Consider the following 20,832-nt stretch of genomic DNA (forward strand, 5'->3'; position numbering starts at 1 on the left):
CCCCGGTTTGACGACAGGGGTGGTCATAGTGGGGTGGTGGAAATAACGCAAAGGACGCAAAGACGCAAAGAACGCCAAGTAAAGCGAAATAATCTATTCAGTATTATCGTTGCTTATCAAACGGATCCCTCACGTGCCGAGCCGGTTTTAGAATAATTCTCTTTGCGAACTCTGCGTCTTTGCGTCCTTTGCGTTTATCAGGCGATCTCACTACAACCGGGTCAGTCGAAGCAGCGGCTTAGCTGGCGGGCAGCGGTTTCGATGTCGTCTTGGCCGAACAGGGCGTTGACCACGGCCAGCATGTCGGCGCCGGCCGCGTGCAGTTGCGGGGCGTTGTCGGGGGTAATGCCGCCGATGGCGGCAATCGGCAGATCGAGCTGCTGGCGGGCCTGTTCGAGCAGCGCCAGCCCGGCCTGCGGGGCGTCGGGTTTGGTGCTGGAGGGAAAGAAGCGGCCGAAGGCAACGTAGTCGGCCCCGGCCTGTTGTGCCGCCCGGGCCCACTCGAGGCGGTTGTTGCAGGAGACGCCGATAATCCGCTGCGGCCCCAGTCGGGCGCGGGCGGAGGCCAGCGGGGTATCGGTTTGTCCCAGATGGACCCCGTCGGCGCCCACCGCCAGGGCCAGCTCGGTGTCGTCGTTAATCAGAAGCAGCGCCCCCTGTGCGTGACACAGCTCGACCAGGCGGGCCGCCTCGTCCTGACGGCGAGGTGTTTCGCCGCTCTTGTCGCGGTATTGCACCAGCTGCACGCCACCGGCGAGCGCGGCGCGCACGGCATCGAACAGCGGCTGGCCGGTGAGTCGACCGTCGGTAACGGCATACAGCCCCCGCAGGCGGGTATCGTGCATTATTCTTCGTCGCCCCGGGCCCAGAACAGCCGGTTGGGCACATGCTGGCCCATGCCAGGGCGAAAGCCCTGCTGCAGGGCGTGCCAGGTGAACTCCTGGGCCTCGTGGATCGCCGCGAAGGGGTCCAGCCCCTGGGCGAGCAGCCCGGCGATGCCCGAGGACAGAGTGCAGCCCGAGCCGTGGTAGTGGTGCGGCAGGCGATCCCAGCTGAAGGTCTCCAGCTGGCGATGATTGGCATACAACCGGTTGTCGATGTGCGGTCCCGGTTCGTGGCCGCCGGTGATCAGCACATATTCAGGGCCCAGATCCAGCAGCTCCTGACCGCAGGCGTCCAGGGTGTCCGCCTCGGGCGCCAGCCGCCGTGCTTCCTCACTGTTCGGCGTGAGGACCGTGGCCTGTGGCATGAGCAAATTCTTCATGGCGGCCACAATCGCCTCGTCGGCCAGGGGCCCTCCACCGCCGGCAACCAGTACCGGATCCAGCACCAGCGGAATATCCGGATAGTCCATCAGGATAGAATGAATCGCCTCGATAACTTCCACGCTGCCCAGCATGCCGAGCTTGAAGGCGGCGATCGGCATATCCTCGAGTACACTGCGGGCCTGCTCGATCAACAGCATCGGGTCCACTGCATCGAAGCGGCTGGCGTTGACTGTATCCTGCACGGTCAGTGCCGTGATGATCGGCGCCGCATGGCCACCCATGCTGGCGAGGGTCTCGATATCGGCCTGGATACCGGCACCACCGGTAGGATCCAGCCCGGAAAAGCACATCACCACGGGGATCGGAGACTCGGACATAACTATTAACCTGGCAAAATTGACTGTAATCCAACGACATGGAGTCTAGCACGGACAATTCAACCGATTCCTATTGGCCGGCTAAAATGCGATAATAGCTGATTCAAACAGTCAACGATGTAGTGGTTATCATGGAATACAGGCAATACATGTGTGTCGTTTGCGGCTTTATCTACGATGAAGAGCAGGGCCTGCCCGAAGAAGGCATCGCGCCCGGTACCCGCTGGGAAGACATCCCCGAAGACTGGCAGTGTCCCGAATGCGGGGTGGGCAAGGAAGACTTCGAAATGATCGAAATCTGAAAGATCGCAGAGGCGTCACTTTTCTTGCTAAGTCAAGTAACGCAAAGGGCGCGAAGACGCCAAGAACGCAAAGTTAATAATTTAAATCATGTAGAATGAGTACTGACACGTCAATTCAGTGCAAAAGATTCGATTGAAAACCTGAATCTTCAAAAATTCGGGGTTTTTTAATAATCTTCTTTGCGATCTCCGCGTCTTTGCGCCCTTTGCGTTAATGTCATTTCCCTCTAGGCAGAGTTCCGGCCAGTTGCGCCAGCCAGGCGGTTTTGGCGGACAGTTCCAGTGAGCAGTTCCACTTGTAAGCCAGGTTGATGGTTTCGGCCTGGGCGTAGACGCCGTGGCCGCGGACCACGGTGATTTTGTGTTTTGCCAGCGTGTCGGAGACCTGTTCCGGTGCTTCGGCCAGATAGTTCTCGTAGGGAATATTCAGCACCGGTACGGTGCCAAAGTAATAGTTCCCTTCAAAATCCGGCGGCGTGAAGTCTTTGCCGTTGAGTGTCAGCGCTACGGTATGGGCACCATGGCCGTGCAGTACCGCACGGGTATCGGGGTTCTTTTGATACACCATCACATGCAGCCGTGCATCCAGGGAGGCGCCGTCACCCAGGGTGCCGTCGATATCACAGGCAATGAGTTGATCCGGTCCCAGAGTGTCGGCGCAGGCGCCGGTGGGGGTCACCCAGATGGTATTGCCCTCGCGCACCGAGGCGTTGCCGCTGTGTGAATCGTTAATGCCGTACTGGCGCAGCCAGCGATAGTGGCGGATCAGATCGTCTTTAGGTGTCATAAATGATTCATCTTTGGTGCTGTAACAGAACTGTCAAGAACAAGTTGTATCATCTCCCGGAATCCGAATTATTTTTTGTCCCCGTTTTTCGTCAGCGCCGGGTGGTCGGGATCGGGGCGATCCAGGTAATAGCCCTGGGCCATATCCACGCCGATATCCCGAATCATTTCCAGGGTGGCCGCGTCCTCGACAAACTCGGCAATACAGATCTTGCGCAGGCCGCGGGCCACGCCCACCATCGCTTTGACAAAGGCCTGGTTCTCCGCATTGTTGGGCAGGTCGCTGATGAACTGGCCGTCGATTTTGAGAATTTCCACGCCCAGATGTTTGAGATAAGTAAAGGTGGAAAAACCGCTGCCGAAATCGTCCAGCGCGACCCGGCAACCGGTGCGGTGCATGGCTTCGATAAAGGCCTGGGCATCCTGCATATCGGTGACCGCGGCGGTTTCGGTCAGCTCAATGATCAGCCGTTGCGGTTCCAGTTCATATTCTCTTAGCAGGTTACGGATATATTGCGGCAGGCCGGGATCGTCGAAGGTGCGTCCGGAGACGTTAACCGCAATGGCGGATAAGTGCGGCAGTTCTGCCAGGGTTCGCACGACCCGCTTGATGACCCACTTGTCCAGGTCGACGATGGTGCCCGATTTTTCCGCGATAGGAATAAACTGCCCCGGCATATACAGCTGATCCAGGTTGAGCGGGTCGCGCATCCGAACCAGTGCCTCGATATGGCTGATACTGCTATCGCTGGTGTTATAGATTCCCTGGTAGTGCAATTCCAGCAAATCCTGTTCCATCGCCTGCACGATACGCTGGTTCCAGGTCAGGCGGTCGACCATGGCCAGCGAGGTATCGCGATCGGCATCGTAAATCGCCCAGGTATTTTTGCCCTGGCTTTTGGCCTGATACATGGCCGCGTCGGCACGGGCGACAAGATCCTCGGTATCCAGGCCGTGATCCGGAAAGACCGCCACGCCCAGGCTGGTGGTCATACGCAGGTGCCGGCCCCGAAAGCGAAACGGCAGGGAGGAGACCGCGTTGATGATGCGACTGGCGAGGGCGCTGATTTCGTTGTTCTGTTGCAACGCGGTCAGCAGTGCAAATTCATCCCCGCCGAGCCGGGCCAGGGTTTCGCCGCCGCGCACCAGCGCCTGTACCTCGTTGGCGATGCGGATCAGCACGGAATCCCCGGCACTGTGACCAAAGGTATCGTTAATGTATTTGAATTCATCCAGATCAAAATAGAACAGGGCAAAGCGGGCGTTGTTCCGCTGGGCGTTGATGATGGACTGTTCCAGCTGTTCCTGAAAACGATGGCGATTGTACAGGCCGGTCAGCGGATCCCGCTGCGCCAGATATAATAATTGCTGTGCGGTCTGGCGTTCGTTGGTGACATCTTCGTAAATCCACAGCCGGCCCAATATCCGTTCATCATTATCCAGCACCGGGTAGGAAATCTGGGTTAGGACCCGACCGTCGTACAGATCCAGTTCAAAGCGTTCGCTGATCTCGTGAGTGTCGAGTACCTGTAATACATATTTGGAGGCGTGATCGGGGCGCGCGAAGCGGTGAGTGGAGTGTTCCAGTACGTTCATCGTCTCACGATTCTCCAGCACCTCATCGTCGGGGATGGCCCACATGGCACGAAATGCCGGATTAACGTATTCCATCACCCGGTTGCGATCCTCGAACAGAATCCCGATGTTCATCGCTGATAGTAACGCCGCCATGCGCCCCTGCTCGCGCTCGGCCACCAGGCGCAGTTCGCGTTGCGTCTGTTCCGACTGGCGCAGCTCTGCCAGCGTTTTTTCCAGTGCCAGTTGCGCCTCGACCCGGTCGGTAATGTCCTGCACCGTGCCGATGCCATAACTCAGCTCGCCCTGATCGTCGAATTCCAGTTCGGCATTCTCACGCACCCATTTGATGCGATCGTGAATGATGATTCTGTGCTCGACTTCATAGCCCGCGCCGGCCAGTGCAGCCTGCCAGTTTCGGTCGACCATTTCCCGGTCTTCGGGGTGAATCGCCTCCAGGAATATCTCGTAACTGAGAGGCTTACCTTTGGGGATGCCGAAAATACGATAGGTTTCGTCGGACCATTCCAGCCGGTTCTGTTTGACATCCAGGGTCCAGCTGCCGATATGGGCAATCGACTGGGCCCGGTTCAGGTCCCGCTCGCTCTTGCGCAGGGCCTGTTCCGTTACCCGGTGCTCCTCGATGACGTCATTGAGCTGGTCATTAACCTCCTGTAACTGCCGGGTACGGGAGTGAATGCGTTGTTCCAGCTGGCTGTTGAGCTCGAGATAACGGCGGGTGGTTTCATTCTCACGCTGACGACTGTCGTGATTGATACCCCGCAAAAACAGCCCGAGCCCAAGCGCGATGGTGATGGCGGCCAGTGCACGCCACAGTTGTACCGGTGTGCCGGTTACTTCCTGAAACAGGGTTTGTGTGGGCAGTACCTGCCCAATTCGCGGGTCGCTGATAATCAGGGTGGTCAGCAGGCCATAGGCAATGAATCCACAGGCGACCAGTTTCAGTGTCCAGCCGGCCTGCATCCGGGTCAGGCTGTGATGATGCACACGTGCGTAGCCGAGCAGTCCCAGGCCGGTGAGTAACGCCCCGGGCAGGCCGACGAACAGTCGAATGGCGGCATCCAGGCCGCTGGCTGACTGACTTGCCAGCAGGGTGAGGAGAATCAGGCCGAGTCCGGCGCCGGCATAGAGGCCGGGTGGCAGGGGATGTTGAACGACGGTCTGGGTGTCGTTACTGCGAAACTGGCGACCGATGCGTCGGCCAAATTCAAACAGGGGCAGATAGGAGATCAGCAGTAACCCGTTTGCCAGCCATTCTAAGGCCGGGTGACGGGGTTGATAGGCCAGTTGCCACCAGTCAAAAAACTCGTTCAATCCGTGCAGCAGGCCGAACAGGCCAAGCAGCCACAGATACGGCGCGAAGCCCAGTGCCCGATCTTCCCTGGGCTGCAGTAAAACGACAAATCCGAGCAACAGAAACGAGAAACCGTAAACGACGTAAATTTCGACAAGGTAATCGGCTGGCAAACTCACAGTACGGTCCGTTTTTATTATTGATTGGTAAAATAGTGTTCAAATTTACCAGCAATATCCGGGGAAAGACAGGGCCGGTCATACGGATATTGCGGATCGGATCATTCAGGAAATCTGTCAGGATCGAATCCGCCGGGGATCTGGTGAAATCCGGAAGATGGACTATATTTAGAGTAATTTTCATCAATGCAGCCATCTTATGAGTGTTACCGCTGTCGATCTGGTCCGTGATATCAAACAACTGGTGTCGTTGCCGGAAGTCTCTTTGCGTATCAGTCGCATGACCGAACAGGGAGAATGCACGGCGGTGGAGCTGGGCAGGGTGATCAGCCAGGACGCCTCCCTCTCGGCCCGCCTGTTACGGATTGCCAACAGTCCGGTTTACGGCCTCTCCAGCCGGGTCGATACGGTCTCGCGCGCGGTCACCCTGCTTGGCCTGCAACAGATCCGCGATCTGGTGATCGCCACCACGGCAACCCGGGCATTCGAGGGGATTCCGACCGATCTGGTGTCGGTGGAGGATTTCTGGCACCACAGTCTCTATTGCGGTCTGCTGGCCCAGGAACTGGGTGAGGTGTCCAGTGCGTCACGTTCCGAGTCGTTGTTTCTGGCCGGGCTGCTGCACGACATTGGTCAGCTGGTGATGTTCTACAAATTGCCGCAACATATGCACTCGGCACTGATACGAACACTACAGGTGGAGGATCCGCTGCCGATGTACCGTGCCGAGCGGGAGGTGATCGGTTTTGATCATGCCCAGGTGGGCGAGGCACTGGCGGAATTATGGCACTTGCCGAGCAACCTGCGCGAATGTATTGCCTACCATCATGAGCCCGGTCGGGCAGAATTATTTCCGGTTCAGGTGGCGCTGGTGCATATGGCCAATATGATTGCATCGCAGCCTTATATCGAAGAGAGTGAGCTGGATGACTGGAGCCACATTGATCCCAGGGCGTGGGAAATCGCCGGTCTTTCGCGAGAACAGGTCCTGCGTGCAATTGAAGGGGCCTGCCAGCAGTTGCAGGAGGCCCGGCGGGCCTATTTTTCCTGATACGAGGTCCTTAACCGACTCTGTTTTTTTCGAGGGCGGTGGTAATTTACTATCGGTGGTGTTGGCGGGCTTTATACTGGCGAACGCCCCACAACCAGAGGCCGCTGCAGGCCAGAAAGATCAGTGCCACGGCGATAAAATCAAAGAAATAAATACCCCCTTGCTTTAGCAAACGGCCACTGTGCAGATCCAGAATCACCCGCTCCATATCCAGGCCCTTGCCACGATAAAGCTGCAGCATCTTCTGATGTACCTGCCTGGGCAGGGTGGAAGGTGCGGACCAGCGGACCGCTTCCAGGTTTTGGTGTTCCCATGTAATCAGATCCGCATCGGCGACATAGGTGCCGTGCGCCGCCTTGACAGCGACACGTTTGTCCGAGGTCAGCCCGATTGCCCACATACCGGCCGGCACACCCTGGTAACCGCGCAGGGTTTCGATGACCTTGCCTTCCGGCGTCAGCAATAACAGTTCGCCCTCGAGGGCAACGATCAGCATACCGTGGTAGCTGATGGCCCCCAGTATCTGCCGATCGTAATGACCGAGATCCCGTGTTTGAGTCAACAACCGGGAATCCCACTGACTGACCCAGTGTTCACGGGTTAGATAGCCGCTGGTTTGTTGCGGTGCCTGCACGCCGTACCAGTCGAGTAGCCAGTTACTCTGCACGTATTGCTCATCCAGGTTCATTTGCTCGGTATGGTTGAGCATGATTCCGGTAACGCTGATCAGGATGACAAACAATGCCGCACTGATGCCGATATAGCGATGCCATTGATAAACCGATTTGAGCTTGAGTCGGGGACGCTTATGCCGGGTCATGATTTATGCGTAACGTGTTGATGAAAATAGAGCGCGAGACGACTGAGTTTGGTCAGCGCACGTACCGATAGCGTTGCACCGGTGATACCATCGATGTCGGTATTGAGTTCAAGCTCGGAATCCAGTTTCGCTTGTTTGAACTGATTGGTGAAAAACGGGTATTTGACTTCCCAGCCACGGCTCTCCCGAAAGATGAGCACCTTGACGGTTTCGATACGATCATCGCTGATGACAATACCAACAGTGATCGGTTGTTCCTTGCCGATTTCTTCCAGTATCCAGGCCGTACGTTGGTCGCTTTGCCAGTAACGGGTACGCAGGCTGGTGGGTTTGTGTTGCAGGATCTGTTCGGCGGTATCGCGTAGCTCGCCGGTAATCCAGAGCATTTCGGGATCCGGTATCTGGTTCTCGAACACTTGTTGTAAAAAAGCTTCGGGCTTTTGATGAACCTCGCCGGATGCCGGCAGGCTCAGTAGTCCTGCGCAGAAAATAAAAACAAGTTGTATCGTAAATTTCATGGCGCGTAGCATAAATCAAAAAGGCCAGCTATTCCCAATGGAATAGCCGGCAGTGGGCTGCAATGGAGGAGTTCGTTCAGCCTTGAACTTTAGAACTGATAGCCGATACCGACGTTGAAGCCGTCATACTCGTTTTCACCGGCAGGCGCATCCTGCGTCTGGTAATCCATCTTGATGACAACGTCTTCATGCGGCCAGTAGTTGAAACCGACGTCCGTCTGGGTGAATTCGGTATCGGTGCTGTTGCCGGCCTGGTTGTCCCAGACATTGTGACGGGCAAAGACACCGAACTTGTTGGTCAGCTTGTAGGACGGTTCGATAAACCAGCCGGTCTGCTCGTCGGCACCAATTGCTGCTGGGCCGCTGCCATCCAGATCCCAGGTGGCATACAGCGCACGCAGGCCGAAGGCGCCCTTGGTGTAGATGGCATGCGCCTCGATCAAGTTTGCGCTGCCGGCATTATCGGTCCCGTCCTGGGTCATATCGCTCTGGTGCTGGAAGGTCGCAGCCAGTTCCAGACCGGGCATGCCGGTGTATTTAATGCGCGCGGTCGTGGCCAGGTCACTGGCAGTGGCCTTGGCGCTCTTCTGGCGACCATCACGAACTGCGAAATCGTCCGCGGCTGAGGTCGCCAAGCCTTCATGCAATCCCAAATTATAGCTGAACCCCTGGCCGAAACGGCCCGTCAGCTCGGCACCGGAAGTCCACCAGGTGGTCGGGACGATCTTGTTTTCAACCGGGTTGCGTTCCACGCCGTAGAAGGTCGGCGGCTCGTGAGTTTCGTTGAGGATGCCGACCGGGACAAGGAACAGACCGCCTTTGGCGGAAGTCTTGTTATTCAGATCGAATTCGACGTAGGCCTGTTCCAGTTCCACGGCGCCGGGCTTACTTTCGCCGGAGTAGGCATGTTCGACTTCCAGTTCGGAGAAGAAACGGATGTCGTCGGTATATTCGTAGCCGAAGAACAGCACGAAGCGGTGGAAATCCAGCATCTCCTTGTCGTCACCACCGGCCAGGTTGTTGCTCAGATTGTTGTAGTGCAGTTCGCCGTAACCGCCGATGTTGACGGGACTCGCGCCACCTGCTGAGCGGTTGCTCTCGATCATCTCGCTGGTGGCATTGAGCCGTTCCATGATGGTCTGGTTCTGTTGTTTCAGGTTATCGATTTCCTGACGCAGTTCCTGCTCCGAGGCCAGTACCGGGGCACTGCCCAGCAAGCCGGCGGTAATCAGGGCAATCGGTGTTGCTCGTTTCATGATTTTCTCCCCATTTGAATTGAATTGTGGCTTGAATGACATCGCTCAAATCAGCAATGGAGAAAACTATAACGAAAGAAAAACCTAAATGCAAACCATTATCATTCGCATATTTAAAAACCTGATATACACGTGGAGGGAGGGTATTACAGGTGAGTGACTACTAACTAAAAGGGTTTAACGACTGCCAGCAGGACGATGGCAATGAGAATGAGAACGGGAAACTCGTTATACCAGCGGTAGTAGACGTGCGAGCGGGTATTGCGGTCATGCTTGAAATCGAGCAGCAATTTGCCGCAGTGAATATGATAGATAATCAGAATCCCGACCAGCGCCAGCTTGGTGTGCAGCCAGCCGCTGTCTTTATACGCCGCCCAGGCATAATCGGCCAGTAACCACAATCCCAGTACAATGGTAATGATCGCCCCGGGCGTCATGATGCCGTAAAACAGCTTGCGCTCCATGATCTTGAACCGCTCATGGCTGACGCTATCTTCGGCCATGGCGTGATAGACGTACAGCCGTGGCAGATAAAACAGGCCGGCGAACCAGGTCACCATGAAGACAATATGCCACGCCTTGACCCAGAGCATGTTGCGTTATCCTTGAGAAGGTGCGTTGAGCATCGCCAGGATGCGGGTGCGGATCCGTTCCATGTCCAGCTCGCCGATCTTGTGATGCACGATGCGGCCATTGGGGTTGATCAGAAAATGGCTTGGCGTCAGTTTAATCTCACCAAAGGCCCGGGCGATGGCGCTGTCGATATCCAGCACGATGGGATAGGGAATATTTTTTTCCTCGCGCATACGCATCACATGATTGGGCGGGTCATAGGCCATGGCCACCCCGATGATTTCCAGTCCCCGGGGGGCCAGATCGTGGTACATCTCGATCAGGTGCGGCATCTCCTTGATACAACCGGGGCAGGAGGTGGCCCAGAACGTTACCAGGACCGGCCGACCCTGCTGTTGCAGTTGCTGCAGGCTGAGGGTTTCCCCCTCGACATTCTTGAAGCTGATGTCGGGCGCGCGCTGCAACCCGGAAGGACTGAACCAGATCCAGGCCAGCGCACCGATTAACAGAACAACAAATACAGCAATTAACGTATCACGGGTTTTCATGTTTGACCTTCGGGGGATCCTGTTTGTGCAGATAGGCTTCAGCCAGAGCCATATAAATTGGCCGGGGACAGACCAGGCTCGAGACGCCCCGGGCAATCAGTGCGGTGGCCATCAGCGGCAGCAGCATACCCGAATTGTCCGTCATTTCCATCACGATGACAAAAGCGGTGATCGGGGTCTGCACCACGCCACTGAAATAGCCGACCATCCCGAGCATCACCAGCGCCGCCGCGGGCAGATGGGGCAACAGCAGTGCCAGATCCGCGCCCAGTCCGGCCCCGACCGAGAGCGAGGGTGCGAAAATTCCGCCGGGAATGCCACTGAGATAGGACGACAGCGTCGCCAGCAACTTCCACAGCGGAAACAGCAGCGACGCCTCGCCCCCGTCCACCAGGGCGCGTGCCTCGATATAGCCGGTGCCGTAACTCTGGCCGTTGGAGACGAAGCCCAGCAGGCTGATGATCAGGCCACAGACAAAGGCCACGCGCACGGGATAACGCCAGGCCAGCGGCGCAACGCGGCGAGAGCCCTGAATCAGGGCCGTGGCGAACAGCCCGCCCAGCAAGCCTCCGACGACGCCACAGAGGATCACCGCCAGCCAGGCGCCGGACAGGGGCAACGTGGCGTCAGTGCTGCCGAAATAAGTATAGGGGCCGAGGATCATCAACCCCGTGATCCCGGCCAGCACGACCGCGATGATCAGGGTCCCGCTGCTGCGTTGTTCAAAGGATCGGCTCATCTCCTCGATGGCAAACAAAATGCCGGCCAGCGGCGTGTTGAAGGCGGCCGAGATCCCGGCGGCCCCACCGGCCAGGATCATTGCCCGCAGCAGATCCTGGCCGCGCAGCGGCATAGGGGCGAAACGGCGCAGGGAATACATGAGCGAGGCGCCGATGTGTACCGTTGGCCCTTCGCGGCCGATGGAGGCGCCGCAGAACAGACCCAGGGTGGTCAGCACTATTTTGGCCACGGCCACGCGCAGCGACAGCACCTTGTGTCGCAGGGCGTGCTTGCGCATGGACAGGGCGGCAATCGCCTGGGGGATCCCGCTGCCCTCGGTCCCGGGGAAAAAGTGCCGGGTCAACCACGCGATCAGCACCAGTCCGGCGGGGGGGAGCAGGTAGGTCAGCCAGGGGCGCTGCTGGTGCAGGTGGTGAAAGGTTTCATCGGCGGCGCCCGCCGCCAGCGCGAACAGCGCCGCCACGGCACCGACGCTCAGGGCGCTGCCCCAGAACAGTAGCCGCACTTTCCATTTGGCCAGGGTAAAGAGCTTCTGCCGGGTGCGTTTGAGATGCCGAAAATCCATGCGCACCGATTCTAGCATGACCCTGTCGCGCCGCGCCGACGGAACTGCAGACAGGAAATTGGCGCAAAAAACCGCAAAAAACCTTGACCTTGTTAAATGTAGGGGATAGGGTGAGAATCCCTTAGGGGAGTAACCGCCAAGCCTTAATAACAATAATCAAGCACGATCCAACTCAAGCGGCTTTTCAGCCGCTTTTTTATTGGTCGCGGTGCAAACCACAAAGCGTGCAAGGTTGAGAGATTCATCACGTATCAGCCTTTTCGTTTATCCCGCCAGCACTTATCATTACTCCCCTTGCATAACCGGGTTGGAATCATGATCAAGGCAGGTATTGTTGGCGGCACGGGTTACACGGGTGTGGAGTTGCTGCGTCTGCTGGCGTTGCATCCGCAGGTGGATCTGCGCCTGATTACCTCCCGCTCCGAAGCCGGTCAGCCGGTGGCGGACATGTTCCCCAATTTGCGCGGTTATGTGGACCTGGCTTTCAGCGAACCCGATCCCGACCAGCTGGCCGGGTGTGATGTGGTGTTTTTTGCCACGCCGCATGGCGTGGCAATGAATACCGCCGCCGAGCTGTTGGACAAGGGCGTGCGGGTGATTGATCTGGGCGCCGATTTTCGCATCAAGGATGTGGCGGAATGGGAAAAGTGGTACGGCATGGCCCACAGCGCGCCGCAGCTGGTGGCCGAGGCGGTCTACGGGCTGCCCGAGGTGAACCGCGAGGCAATTCGTGAAGCGCGGTTGATCGCCTGCCCGGGCTGCTATCCCACCGCGGTTCAGCTGGGTTTTCTGCCCCTGATCGAGCAGGGGCTGGTGGACATCGGGCAACTGGTGGCCGATGCCAAGTCGGGCGTCAGCGGGGCCGGGCGCAAGGCCAATGTGGGCGCCTTGCTGGGCGAGGCCAGCGAAAGCATGAAGGCTTACGGTGTAGCCGGCCATCGCCATCTGCCCGAGATCGTTCAGGGGCTGACCCGGGCAGCGGGAACCCCGGTGGGACTGACGTTTGTCCCCCATCTCACGCCCATGATCCGGGGGATTCACGCCACCCTTTACGCCCGGCTGACCGGGCCGGTCAAGGGATTGCAGGCGCTCTACAGCGAACGTTATGCGGGCGAACCGTTTGTCGATATCCTGCCGCCCGACTCGCACCCCGAAACCCGCAGCGTCAAGGGCGCCAATCACTGCCGGATTGCCCTGCACCGTCCCGGCGATGGTGATACGGTGGTCGTCCTGTCGGTGATTGATAATCTGGTCAAGGGGGCCTCGGGCCAGGCTGTACAGAATATGAATCTCATGTTCGGCCTGGATGAGACGGCCGGCCTGAATACAATTGGATTGATGCCCTAGGATGTACCAATGAGTCTGGTGGTTAAACCTCACCACCCGTGGAAAACGCGGGCGTTGTGGGCCCTGGCGGTCCTGCTGATGCTGGCCGGGGGCTATACCCTGTTCGATTACGGGCGTTACCTGGCCGGTTATGACAGTGATGAAGCCAGCCGGGTCAAAAAAGAGCTGCTGCAGGTCAAAAAACGGCTGGAAGGGGAGATCGACACCCTGCGCCAGGAAAAGGCTCTGTTGCAACGGGCCCGGCAGATCGAGCGCCAGGCCTATGATGATCTGGACGGCACCATCAAGAACCTGCAATCGGAAATCCTGGAACTGAAGGAAGAGCTGGCCTTTTATCGTGGCATCGTCTCGCCACGGGAGGCGTCCACCGGGCTGCAATTACAGAAGTTCAGTCTTGAACCGGGCGGCTCCGATCGCCGGCTGCGCTACCGGGTAGTGCTGACCCAGGTGCTGGGCAATGACAGGCTGGCCAGCGGCCGGGTACAATTGGAGCTGGAGGGTCTTCAGGAGAGCGAGTCCAAGTCTTTGACTCTCAAGGATGTAACCGAGAATTCCGTCAACGAATTGAATTACCGTTTCAAGTATTTTCAAAAGCTCGAAGGGGACATCCGGTTGCCGGATAACTTCAGCCTGTTGCGGGCCACACTGCGGATTCTGCCCCGGGGCAGTGCGCGTAACAGTATCGAAAAAACCATCGACTGGTCGATTGAGGAGAATAGATAGCATGTGGGGGAGCAAGAAGAAGCCTAGCCGGACGGCACAGATCGATTCGTTAATCGGCCAGAATACCGAAATCCGGGGCGATGTCATTTTCAGCGGCGGTTTGCACGTGGATGGCAGCGTCAAAGGCAGCGTGATCGCCGAAGAAGGCGAGGAATCCCTCTTGACTTTGAGCGAGCGGGGCACCATAGAGGGAGAAGTGAAAGTGCCCAATGTGGTGGTCAACGGGACGGTCATCGGCGATGTTCACGCGCCCGGCCATGTCGAGCTGGCCGCCCAGGCCCGGGTACACGGCAACGTCTATTACAGCCTGATCGAGATGGCAATGGGGGCGGAAGTCAATGGCAATCTGTTGCACAAGAGTAGTAACCACTCACGTACGGCACCCGACAGCGGCACAGAGGATTCTTGATTAAAACAATCAGGAATAGCATAATAGGCCCCGTAGATATCAATCCTGGTGGAGAGACATTATGAGCAGCACAGCAACCGAGACAGCAACCGAAACTCCCAGCCCGCTAATCTTTACCGACTCCGCGGCCGACAAGGTCCGGCAGCTGATCGAGGACGAGGGCAATAACGATCTGATGCTGCGGGTGTTCGTCACCGGTGGCGGCTGTTCCGGCTTCCAGTACGGTTTCACCTTCGAGGAAGACGAGCAGGACGGGGATACCCGGGTCGAAAAAGGCGGTGTTACCCTGCTGGTGGATCCGATGAGCTTCCAGTATCTGATGGGGGCGGAGATCGACTACAAGGAAGACCTCTCCGGTGCCCAGTTCGTGATTCGCAATCCGAACGCCACCACCACCTGCGGCTGCGGTTCGTCCTTCGGCGTTTAATCCCGGCGTCGTCCGCACCCCAAAATGGCATGACTTGAAGTCATGCCATTTTTGTTTGCGGCGGACAAAACCGGCCCGCCCGTCATCGACTCGCCAACTTTTCTGTCGCCCTGGCCGATGCCCCGGGATTTTTTTGTTATTCTTGGGGATAACGCACCGTTTTTAAATTCAGGGGAGTCTTCCATGAGTGAATACCTTCCGGGGCTGGCCGGCGTTCCTGCCACCAAATCCAATATTTCGGATATCGACGGCGAGAAAGGCATTCTCTCCTATCGCGGTTATCCCATCGAGGAACTGGCCGAACACAGTACCTTCGAGGAGACCACCCTGTTGTTGCTCGACGGGCGCCTGCCGACCCGCTCGGAGCTGCAGACCTTCAGCGACCAGCTCAAGGACAACCGCCGGATCAAGTTCCATACCCGCGGCATGATGAAAAATTTTCCCAACACCGGTCATCCGATGGAGATGTTGCAAACCGTGGTGGCCAGTCTGGGGATGTTCTATCCGGGGAATGACTGTTTAACCGGCGGCGATGCCTGCGAGGACGTCAATTACATCCACAACATGTCGATCAAGATCATCGCCCGCATGGCGCCGATCGTCGCCATGTGGCAGCACATTCGCGAGGGTTACGATCCGGTCGAATCGCGCGACGATCTGAGTCACGCGGAAAACTTTCTGTGGATGCTGACCGGCAAGGAGCCGGAACCCCTGCTGGCGCGGATCATGGACGTTTGCCTGATACTGCACGCCGAACACACGATCAATGCTTCCACCTTCGCGGTGCTGGTGAACGCCTCGACACTCTCCAGTCCCTACAGCGTGGTCGCTTCGGCGATCGGGGCCTTGTCCGGCCCGCTGCACGGCGGTGCCAATCAGCGGGTGCTGGAAATGCTGGAAGATATTGGCTCCCCCGAGAACGCCGAGGAATACGTGGACAAGCGGCTGGCCAACAAGGAAGTGATCTGGGGCATGGGCCATCGCGAATACAAGACCAAGGATCCGCGTGCCATCATCCTGCAAAAGCTGATCGACCAGTATATGGAGACCAAGGCAGGCAATGTCAGCCCGCTGTTCGATATCGCCAAGGCGGTGGAGCAGATCTGCGAGGATCGCCTGGCCCACAAGGGCGTCTATGCCAACGTCGATTTCTACAGCGGGATCCTCTATTCGGAGATGGGCATCCCCGCCGATCAGTTCACCGCCATCTTCGCCATGGCCCGCTCCGCCGGCTGGCTGGCGCACTGGCGCGAACAACTGGCTGACAACCGGATCTTCCGTCCCACCCAGGTCTATACCGGCGAGCCGGTCCGCAAATATGTCCCGATCGAAAAGCGCTGACGCAACGCGTCAGCGCTTTTCTCAGTGCCGAGGTACGAGGGACGAGTAACGAGGAAACCCGGAACTTTTTCATTCCTGTTCCCGATGGCAGGTGTTTTAGCTGTTAAGTTATCCCCGAGATGAGGCCATGAAGGATTTTATTTTCAAGCCTTCGTGTCTTGGTGTCTTCGTGGTGAAGCTTTTCCTCGTCCCTCGTTACTCGTCCCTCGGCCCTTTCCCCGGATAGATACCCCCCAATACCACCGGATGTGATGCGCCCGTGACCGAAGGCAGGTTGCCGGGCGCACCGACCAGGGTTTGTTTCGCCAGCCAGGCGAAGGCGGCGGCTTCGACCCAGTCGGGATCGAGGCCGGCTTCGGCGGTACTGGTGACCCGGGCCGGGGTGAGCAATTCTTCCAGGCGTTGATACAGCTGGCGGTTGTGGACGCCGCCGCCGCAGATCAGGACCTCGTCCACGGATTCCATCGTCGCCTGTAACGCCTCGGCAATGGTGCGCGCGGTCAGTTCGCACAGTGTCGCCTGCGTATCGCGGGGCGCCAGATCAGAAAAAGCGGCCAGGCGCGGTTGTAGCCAGTCCAGGTTGAAGTATTCGCGACCGGTGCTTTTGGGGGGCGGACGCTCGAAATAGGTGTCGTGCAGCAGTCGCTCCAGCAGGCCGGGATGCACATGGCCGCTGGCCGCCCATTCGCCATCCCGATCGTAACGCTGGTCGAGGTGTTGTCCGATCCAGGCATCCATCAGCCCGTTACCGGGTCCGGTATCGAAACCGATGACCGGCCGGGTGGGCTCTGCCGGCAACAGGGTCAGGTTGGCGATACCGCCGATATTCAAAATGGCCCGGTTCATATTCGTCTGGCGAAACACGGCGGCGTGAAAGGCCGGAACCAGCGGGGCACCCTGACCGCCGGCGGCCATATCACGGCGACGCAGATCGGCGACCGTGGTGATGCCGGTCTGCTCGGCAATGATGTTGGGATCACCGATTTGCCAGGTGGTGGGGGCAGGGCCACCCGGGTAGTGGCGCAGAGTCTGGCCGTGGCTGCCGATCGCAGCTACCTGATCGGGCCGCAGGGCGGCCTGGTCGAGCAGCCTCAAGGCGGCGGCGGCAAATACTCGGCCCAGTTCCACATCCAGATGCATGGCGATGGCCAGTTCATTCTGGCCGGGGGTCTGCAATTGATAGAGCTGCTGGCGAATGGGATCCGACAGCGGGTGACTGTGGTGGGCAAGGAGCCGGGGCTGTTCGTCAAAGGCCAGCAAGGCGGCGTCGATACCGTCCATGCTGGTTCCCGAGATCAGACCAAGGTAATAGGTTGTCATGCGTGCATGCTATGCAAAACGGCGGTGGCCGGCAAATCCTGAATCGGCGCCACCAGAAAAGGCCGGCGATCGTCGGGAGGGGGCTGTCAGGTGGCGTGCTGGCGCTTCTTTGTGGTGGCTGAGATCTCGAATTCCGTATCCAGTTGCACAATCTCAAAGGCGCGCAAGATGGTGTCACTGACGTTGATCAGACGGATCTGACGCTGGTTGTCCCGGGCGTGTTTTTTCAGCAGCAACATCATGCCCAGTGCCGAGCTGTCAATATAACGGGTGTTCTGGAGATCGACCGTGATGAGCTCGGTGGCCGGGTCACAGTCGGTATAGGCCTGGCGAAATTCGCGATAGAGTCGATAGACCAGCTTGTCGCCAATGCGGATGAGGCATTCCTTGCCGTTATTGACGTGCTCGCTGGATACCGACATGACGCCTCCGGGCGGTTCAGTTACCACACAATTTGCCATTCAATTGTGCGGTAATAACCATTCGAACGTCAAGGTTAAACATGAATTCAGTCTAAACCGGGGTCGACAAGGCACTATTGATTCAGCGCCAGCATGGCCGGTCGGGCGGCGTCCAGCTGGGCCAGGCGTCGCTGGGCCACCTGTTTGAATTCCATCTTATAGGCGGGTTTGATCGGTTCGGCTTCGGGCAGCTTGACGGTGAGCGGATCCCGGTGCGTCCCGTTAACCCGAAATTCATAGTGCAGATGTGCGCCGGTGACACGCCCGGAGCGGCCGACAAAGCCGATGATCTGGCCCTGTTTGACCCGGCTGCCCACCCGCAGTCCGCCCTTGAACCCGGACATATGGGCATACAGCGTGCTGTAGCGGCCGCCATGTTGCAGGATGATGACCCGGCCGTAACCGCCTTTCCAGCCGCGATACACGATTTTCCCGTCGCCGGCAGCCTGGATCGGCGTGCCGGTGCGCGCGGCATAATCGACGCCCTTGTGCATGCGCATCCGGTTGAGTACCGGATGATGGCGTTTGCCAAAGCGCGAGCTGATGCGGCGAAAATCGACCGGTGTGCGCAGGAAGGCCTTGCGCATGGAATAGCCCTCGGGCGAATAGTAATCGCTGCGACCTTCTTTATCGGTGTAGCGAATGGCGTGTACCTGGCGACCCTGGTTGACGAATTCGGCGGCAATGATCGGGCCGTCCTGGACTTTTTCGCCGTCGAGATACTGTTCTTCATAAATCAGGGTGAAGTGATCGCCGCGGCGGATATCGAGGACAAAATCGATATCCCAGCCGAAGATGGCGGTCATTTGCATGATCAGCCCATCATCCAGGCCGGCGGCCTTGCCCGCTTCATAGAGGGAGGTTTTGATGACGCCGCTGCTCTGGGTCAGGCGTCGATCGAGTTCATGTTCGATTATCCGCGCGGCAAACTGGTCATCGGCCTGCCGGGAAACCTGCAGTGATTTGAGCCGCGAGATATCAAAGACCATCTGCTGGACCCGCTGCTGTTCATCCAGCTTGAAGCGGACGATGTCGCCGGGATGCAGGGCATTGAGATTGCGGGTAGTGCGTCCCAGTTGCATGATCTGGTGCAGCTCCCGGGCCGGAATGCTGTGTCGTTTGAAAATGGCGGCCAGGCTGTCCCCGCGACGAACAGTAATGGTCAGCCAGCTCTCATCGGGGAGAGCGATGGCCGGTTGTTTCTGAACTTGTTGTTTCCTGGATTGAACTGGGGATTGATTGGATGCCAGCGGATTATGATCAAAACTGGTCGGGGTGGCCGACGCGCTCTCCTCGGCGCCGGGCAGAGCGAGTTCCAGTGGGATGGTGATCTGCGCGGCGGGCAGGGCCCGGGTCAGCGTATTATCCGGCGCATCATTGCGCGAGGCGGCCACGTCCGTGGAGAGAAAAGCCAGCAGGGTGCCGACGGTGGTCAGTACAACCAGCACGACGATCGTGTGCAAATGCGACCAGCGGGGCGTCCGGCGGCGCAGGGGCTGCCCGAGGGACTTGTAATCTTTTGTTAAGAATGTGTTGTAATCCACGGAATTATCTTAAGTTTTTGTAGTTGTTTCTAACATAGCCTGATTCCCGGCCAGCGTCAATTAACCAGTCCACAGAATTTGAGTCACCGGCGCCGATGCCGCTCGGCAGAGATGAGGGCCATGGGGCAATATGGTAATCTACGCAGCCTTTTTCGCACAGGATAAAAGTGACCGATGAGCTCGATCGACAAGATGCTGGAACAGATCAAACGTGGGGCCGATGAGATTTTGATCGAGTCGGAACTGATCGAGCGCCTCAAGAGCGGCCGTTCCCTGCGGATCAAGGCCGGTTTTGATCCCACCGCGCCGGATCTGCATCTGGGCCATACCGTGCTGATCAACAAACTGCGCCAGTTCCAGGATCTGGGACATGAGGTTCTGTTTCTGATCGGCGACTTCACCGGCATGATCGGCGATCCCACCGGCAAGAGCGCCACCCGGCCGCCGCTGAGCCGGGATGAGGTGATCGAAAACGCCCGTACCTATGAGCAGCAGATTTTCAAGATCCTCGATCCCGAAAAAACTCTGGTGATGTTCAACTCCAGCTGGATGGGGGAGATGAGCGTCGTGGACCTGATCCAGCTGGCCGCCAAACATACCGTCGCCCGGATGCTGGAGCGGGATGATTTTCACAAACGCTATAAAGACGGTCAGGCGATTGCCATTCACGAGTTTCTCTATCCGTTGATCCAGGGCTATGACTCGGTGGCGATGAAGGCGGATGTCGAGCTGGGCGGCACCGATCAGAAGTTCAACCTGCTGGTCGGGCGACAGTTACAGGAGGCCTACGGCCAGCCGCCGCAGGTCGTGCTGACCATGCCGATTCTCGAGGGGCTGGATGGCGTACAGAAAATGTCCAAGTCCCTGAACAACTATATAGGTATCAACGAACCGCCGGACGAGATGTTCGGCAAGATCATGTCGATCTCCGATGATCTGATGTGGCGTTATTTCGAATTACTCAGCTTCCGCCCGCTGGAGGAGATCGCGCAGTTCCGCCGGGAAATCGCCGAGGGCAAGAATCCCCGGGATATCAAGTTCCTGCTCGGCGAGGAGATCGTGGCCCGCTTTCATAATGCCGAAGCAGCCAGAAAAGCGCAGGAAAATTTCATCGCCCGTTTCCAGCAGGGCACCATGCCCGACGAGATACCGGAGAAAAGTTTGCAGTCGGCAGATGGCAGTATGCAGATAGCCTCCGTGCTCAAAGAAGCGGGACTGACCAAAAGTACTTCCGACGCACGACGCATGGTGGAACAGGGCGCGGTTAAGATCGATGGTGAACGTGTCAGTGATCCGGCTTTGGCGCTATCCAGCGGCACAAGTCAGGTGATTCAGGTCGGCAAACGCAGGTTCGCCCGGGTCACCATTACCTGAGGGGTGGCCGGC

22 protein-coding genes are annotated in these 20,832 nt (G+C 58.0%); 8 read left to right on the plus strand and 14 right to left on the minus strand.

The annotated features are described in order from the left end of the window. Positions 1 to 221: 221 nt before the first annotated feature. Positions 222 to 845 carry a thiamine phosphate synthase gene (thiE, locus tag U5K34_RS14385; RefSeq protein ID WP_322569096.1) on the minus strand — a complete coding sequence of 208 codons (624 nt, stop codon included), beginning with the start codon at positions 843 to 845 and terminating at the stop codon, positions 222 to 224. Beyond that, positions 845 to 1,645 (minus strand): hydroxymethylpyrimidine/phosphomethylpyrimidine kinase, encoded by an 801-nt coding sequence (locus tag U5K34_RS14390; RefSeq protein ID WP_322569097.1) that lies wholly within the window; start codon positions 1,643 to 1,645, stop codon positions 845 to 847. Before U5K34_RS14390 ends, thiE begins: the two co-directional genes overlap by 1 nt. Positions 1,646 to 1,776: 131 nt before the next feature. On the opposite strand from U5K34_RS14390, the gene U5K34_RS14395 reads away from it, so the two are divergent. Continuing rightward, positions 1,777 to 1,947, plus strand: coding sequence for a rubredoxin (locus U5K34_RS14395; RefSeq protein ID WP_310693040.1), 171 nt, complete (start codon positions 1,777 to 1,779; stop codon positions 1,945 to 1,947). Positions 1,948 to 2,164: 217 nt separating this feature from the next. On the opposite strand, the gene U5K34_RS14400 is transcribed toward U5K34_RS14395, so the two are convergent. Both U5K34_RS14400 and U5K34_RS14405 read right to left on the minus strand, forming a co-directional pair. Next, positions 2,165 to 2,734, minus strand: coding sequence for a class II aldolase/adducin family protein (locus tag U5K34_RS14400; RefSeq protein ID WP_322569098.1), 570 nt, complete (start codon positions 2,732 to 2,734; stop codon positions 2,165 to 2,167). 68 nt (positions 2,735 to 2,802) lie between these two features. Further along, positions 2,803 to 5,802 (minus strand): putative bifunctional diguanylate cyclase/phosphodiesterase, encoded by a 3,000-nt coding sequence (locus U5K34_RS14405; protein WP_322569099.1) that lies wholly within the window; start codon positions 5,800 to 5,802, stop codon positions 2,803 to 2,805. A gap of 199 nt (positions 5,803 to 6,001) precedes the next feature. Between U5K34_RS14405 and U5K34_RS14410 the strand changes: the two genes are divergently transcribed. Continuing rightward, complete coding sequence (locus U5K34_RS14410) at positions 6,002 to 6,853, plus strand: HDOD domain-containing protein (RefSeq protein WP_322569100.1); 852 nt, start codon at positions 6,002 to 6,004, stop codon at positions 6,851 to 6,853. Positions 6,854 to 6,902: 49 nt separating this feature from the next. Here the strand turns inward: U5K34_RS14410 and U5K34_RS14415 are convergent, their stop codons facing one another. From U5K34_RS14415 to U5K34_RS14440, 6 genes are all read right to left on the minus strand, one after another. Further along, entirely contained in the window at positions 6,903 to 7,673 is a 771-nt protein-coding gene (locus tag U5K34_RS14415) for a PepSY domain-containing protein (protein ID WP_322569101.1), read from the minus strand. Next, a complete protein-coding gene (locus tag U5K34_RS14420; RefSeq protein ID WP_322569102.1) occupies positions 7,670 to 8,191 on the minus strand; it encodes an FMN-binding protein in 522 nt (173 codons plus the stop codon). Before U5K34_RS14420 ends, U5K34_RS14415 begins: the two co-directional genes overlap by 4 nt. An 89-nt stretch (positions 8,192 to 8,280) precedes the next feature. Then, positions 8,281 to 9,447 carry a porin gene (locus U5K34_RS14425; RefSeq protein WP_322569103.1) on the minus strand — a complete coding sequence of 389 codons (1,167 nt, stop codon included), beginning with the start codon at positions 9,445 to 9,447 and terminating at the stop codon, positions 8,281 to 8,283. 167 nt (positions 9,448 to 9,614) lie between these two features. Then, entirely contained in the window at positions 9,615 to 10,040 is a 426-nt protein-coding gene (locus tag U5K34_RS14430) for a CopD family protein (RefSeq protein WP_322569104.1), read from the minus strand. 6 nt (positions 10,041 to 10,046) lie between these two features. Next, positions 10,047 to 10,568, minus strand: coding sequence for a TlpA disulfide reductase family protein (locus U5K34_RS14435; protein WP_322569105.1), 522 nt, complete (start codon positions 10,566 to 10,568; stop codon positions 10,047 to 10,049). Continuing rightward, a complete protein-coding gene (locus U5K34_RS14440) occupies positions 10,555 to 11,892 on the minus strand; it encodes a chloride channel protein (protein ID WP_322569106.1) in 1,338 nt (445 codons plus the stop codon). The genes U5K34_RS14435 and U5K34_RS14440 overlap by 14 nt, the downstream gene beginning before the upstream one ends. 297 nt (positions 11,893 to 12,189) lie before the next feature. Between U5K34_RS14440 and argC the strand changes: the two genes are divergently transcribed. From argC to erpA, 4 genes are all read left to right on the plus strand, one after another. Next, positions 12,190 to 13,221 (plus strand): N-acetyl-gamma-glutamyl-phosphate reductase, encoded by a 1,032-nt coding sequence (gene argC / locus U5K34_RS14445; protein ID WP_322569107.1) that lies wholly within the window; start codon positions 12,190 to 12,192, stop codon positions 13,219 to 13,221. A gap of 9 nt (positions 13,222 to 13,230) precedes the next feature. Then, positions 13,231 to 13,944, plus strand: coding sequence for a DUF6776 family protein (locus U5K34_RS14450; protein WP_322569108.1), 714 nt, complete (start codon positions 13,231 to 13,233; stop codon positions 13,942 to 13,944). 1 nt (position 13,945) lies between these two features. After that, positions 13,946 to 14,353 (plus strand): polymer-forming cytoskeletal protein, encoded by a 408-nt coding sequence (locus U5K34_RS14455; RefSeq protein WP_322569109.1) that lies wholly within the window; start codon positions 13,946 to 13,948, stop codon positions 14,351 to 14,353. 61 nt (positions 14,354 to 14,414) lie between these two features. Further along, a complete protein-coding gene (gene erpA, locus U5K34_RS14460; RefSeq protein WP_322569110.1) occupies positions 14,415 to 14,780 on the plus strand; it encodes an iron-sulfur cluster insertion protein ErpA in 366 nt (121 codons plus the stop codon). On the opposite strand, the gene U5K34_RS14465 is transcribed toward erpA, so the two are convergent. After that, positions 14,777 to 14,965, minus strand: coding sequence for a hypothetical protein (locus tag U5K34_RS14465; protein WP_322569111.1), 189 nt, complete (start codon positions 14,963 to 14,965; stop codon positions 14,777 to 14,779). The two genes, erpA and U5K34_RS14465, sit on opposite strands and share 4 nt — an antisense overlap. On the opposite strand from U5K34_RS14465, the gene U5K34_RS14470 reads away from it, so the two are divergent. Further along, positions 14,964 to 16,121 carry a citrate synthase gene (locus tag U5K34_RS14470; RefSeq protein ID WP_322569112.1) on the plus strand — a complete coding sequence of 386 codons (1,158 nt, stop codon included), beginning with the start codon at positions 14,964 to 14,966 and terminating at the stop codon, positions 16,119 to 16,121. The genes U5K34_RS14465 and U5K34_RS14470 overlap by 2 nt on opposite strands. Before the next feature lie 195 nt (positions 16,122 to 16,316). Here U5K34_RS14470 and U5K34_RS14475 read toward each other — a convergent pair whose 3' ends face one another. The 3 genes from U5K34_RS14475 to U5K34_RS14485 all read right to left on the minus strand — a co-directional run bounded on the left by U5K34_RS14475 (position 16,317) and on the right by U5K34_RS14485 (position 19,446). Further along, positions 16,317 to 17,441: an anhydro-N-acetylmuramic acid kinase gene (locus U5K34_RS14475; protein WP_322569113.1), complete on the minus strand. Its 1,125-nt coding sequence runs from the start codon at positions 17,439 to 17,441 to the stop codon at positions 16,317 to 16,319. 86 nt (positions 17,442 to 17,527) lie between these two features. Next, entirely contained in the window at positions 17,528 to 17,863 is a 336-nt protein-coding gene (locus U5K34_RS14480) for an STAS domain-containing protein (RefSeq protein WP_322569114.1), read from the minus strand. A 113-nt stretch (positions 17,864 to 17,976) separates the two neighbouring features. Continuing rightward, on the minus strand, positions 17,977 to 19,446 hold the full coding sequence (locus U5K34_RS14485) for an OapA family protein (protein ID WP_322569115.1): 1,470 nt from the start codon (positions 19,444 to 19,446) through the stop codon (positions 17,977 to 17,979). A 174-nt stretch (positions 19,447 to 19,620) separates the two neighbouring features. On the opposite strand from U5K34_RS14485, the gene tyrS reads away from it, so the two are divergent. After that, the gene (tyrS, locus tag U5K34_RS14490; RefSeq protein ID WP_322569116.1) at positions 19,621 to 20,820 is read left to right on the plus strand and encodes a tyrosine--tRNA ligase; all 1,200 of its coding nucleotides are present in this window, start codon (positions 19,621 to 19,623) and stop codon (positions 20,818 to 20,820) included. Positions 20,821 to 20,832: the final 12 nt, after the last annotated feature.

It is taken from the genome of Thiohalophilus sp. (genome assembly GCF_034521165.1).
Lineage (GTDB): Bacteria > Pseudomonadota > Gammaproteobacteria > UBA6429 > Thiohalophilaceae > Thiohalophilus.

Bases quoted from the DNA above. Each gene is read 5' to 3' on its own strand.
- thiE (WP_322569096.1), bottom strand. From the start codon at position 845: ATGCACGATACCCGCCTGCGGGGGCTGTATGCCGTTACCGACGGTCGA.
- U5K34_RS14390 (WP_322569097.1), bottom strand. From the start codon at position 1,645: ATGTCCGAGTCTCCGATCCCCGTGGTGATGTGCTTTTCCGGGCTGGAT.
- U5K34_RS14395 (WP_310693040.1), top strand. From the start codon at position 1,777: ATGGAATACAGGCAATACATGTGTGTCGTTTGCGGCTTTATCTACGAT.
- U5K34_RS14400 (WP_322569098.1), bottom strand. From the start codon at position 2,734: ATGACACCTAAAGACGATCTGATCCGCCACTATCGCTGGCTGCGCCAG.
- U5K34_RS14410 (WP_322569100.1), top strand. From the start codon at position 6,002: ATGAGTGTTACCGCTGTCGATCTGGTCCGTGATATCAAACAACTGGTG.
- U5K34_RS14415 (WP_322569101.1), bottom strand. From the start codon at position 7,673: ATGACCCGGCATAAGCGTCCCCGACTCAAGCTCAAATCGGTTTATCAA.
- U5K34_RS14420 (WP_322569102.1), bottom strand. From the start codon at position 8,191: ATGAAATTTACGATACAACTTGTTTTTATTTTCTGCGCAGGACTACTG.
- U5K34_RS14425 (WP_322569103.1), bottom strand. From the start codon at position 9,447: ATGAAACGAGCAACACCGATTGCCCTGATTACCGCCGGCTTGCTGGGC.
- U5K34_RS14430 (WP_322569104.1), bottom strand. From the start codon at position 10,040: ATGCTCTGGGTCAAGGCGTGGCATATTGTCTTCATGGTGACCTGGTTC.
- U5K34_RS14435 (WP_322569105.1), bottom strand. From the start codon at position 10,568: ATGAAAACCCGTGATACGTTAATTGCTGTATTTGTTGTTCTGTTAATC.
- U5K34_RS14440 (WP_322569106.1), bottom strand. From the start codon at position 11,892: ATGCTAGAATCGGTGCGCATGGATTTTCGGCATCTCAAACGCACCCGG.
- argC (WP_322569107.1), top strand. From the start codon at position 12,190: ATGATCAAGGCAGGTATTGTTGGCGGCACGGGTTACACGGGTGTGGAG.
- U5K34_RS14450 (WP_322569108.1), top strand. From the start codon at position 13,231: ATGAGTCTGGTGGTTAAACCTCACCACCCGTGGAAAACGCGGGCGTTG.
- U5K34_RS14455 (WP_322569109.1), top strand. From the start codon at position 13,946: ATGTGGGGGAGCAAGAAGAAGCCTAGCCGGACGGCACAGATCGATTCG.
- erpA (WP_322569110.1), top strand. From the start codon at position 14,415: ATGAGCAGCACAGCAACCGAGACAGCAACCGAAACTCCCAGCCCGCTA.
- U5K34_RS14470 (WP_322569112.1), top strand. From the start codon at position 14,964: ATGAGTGAATACCTTCCGGGGCTGGCCGGCGTTCCTGCCACCAAATCC.
- U5K34_RS14465 (WP_322569111.1), bottom strand. From the start codon at position 14,965: ATGGAAGACTCCCCTGAATTTAAAAACGGTGCGTTATCCCCAAGAATA.
- U5K34_RS14475 (WP_322569113.1), bottom strand. From the start codon at position 17,441: ATGACAACCTATTACCTTGGTCTGATCTCGGGAACCAGCATGGACGGT.
- U5K34_RS14480 (WP_322569114.1), bottom strand. From the start codon at position 17,863: ATGTCGGTATCCAGCGAGCACGTCAATAACGGCAAGGAATGCCTCATC.
- tyrS (WP_322569116.1), top strand. From the start codon at position 19,621: ATGAGCTCGATCGACAAGATGCTGGAACAGATCAAACGTGGGGCCGAT.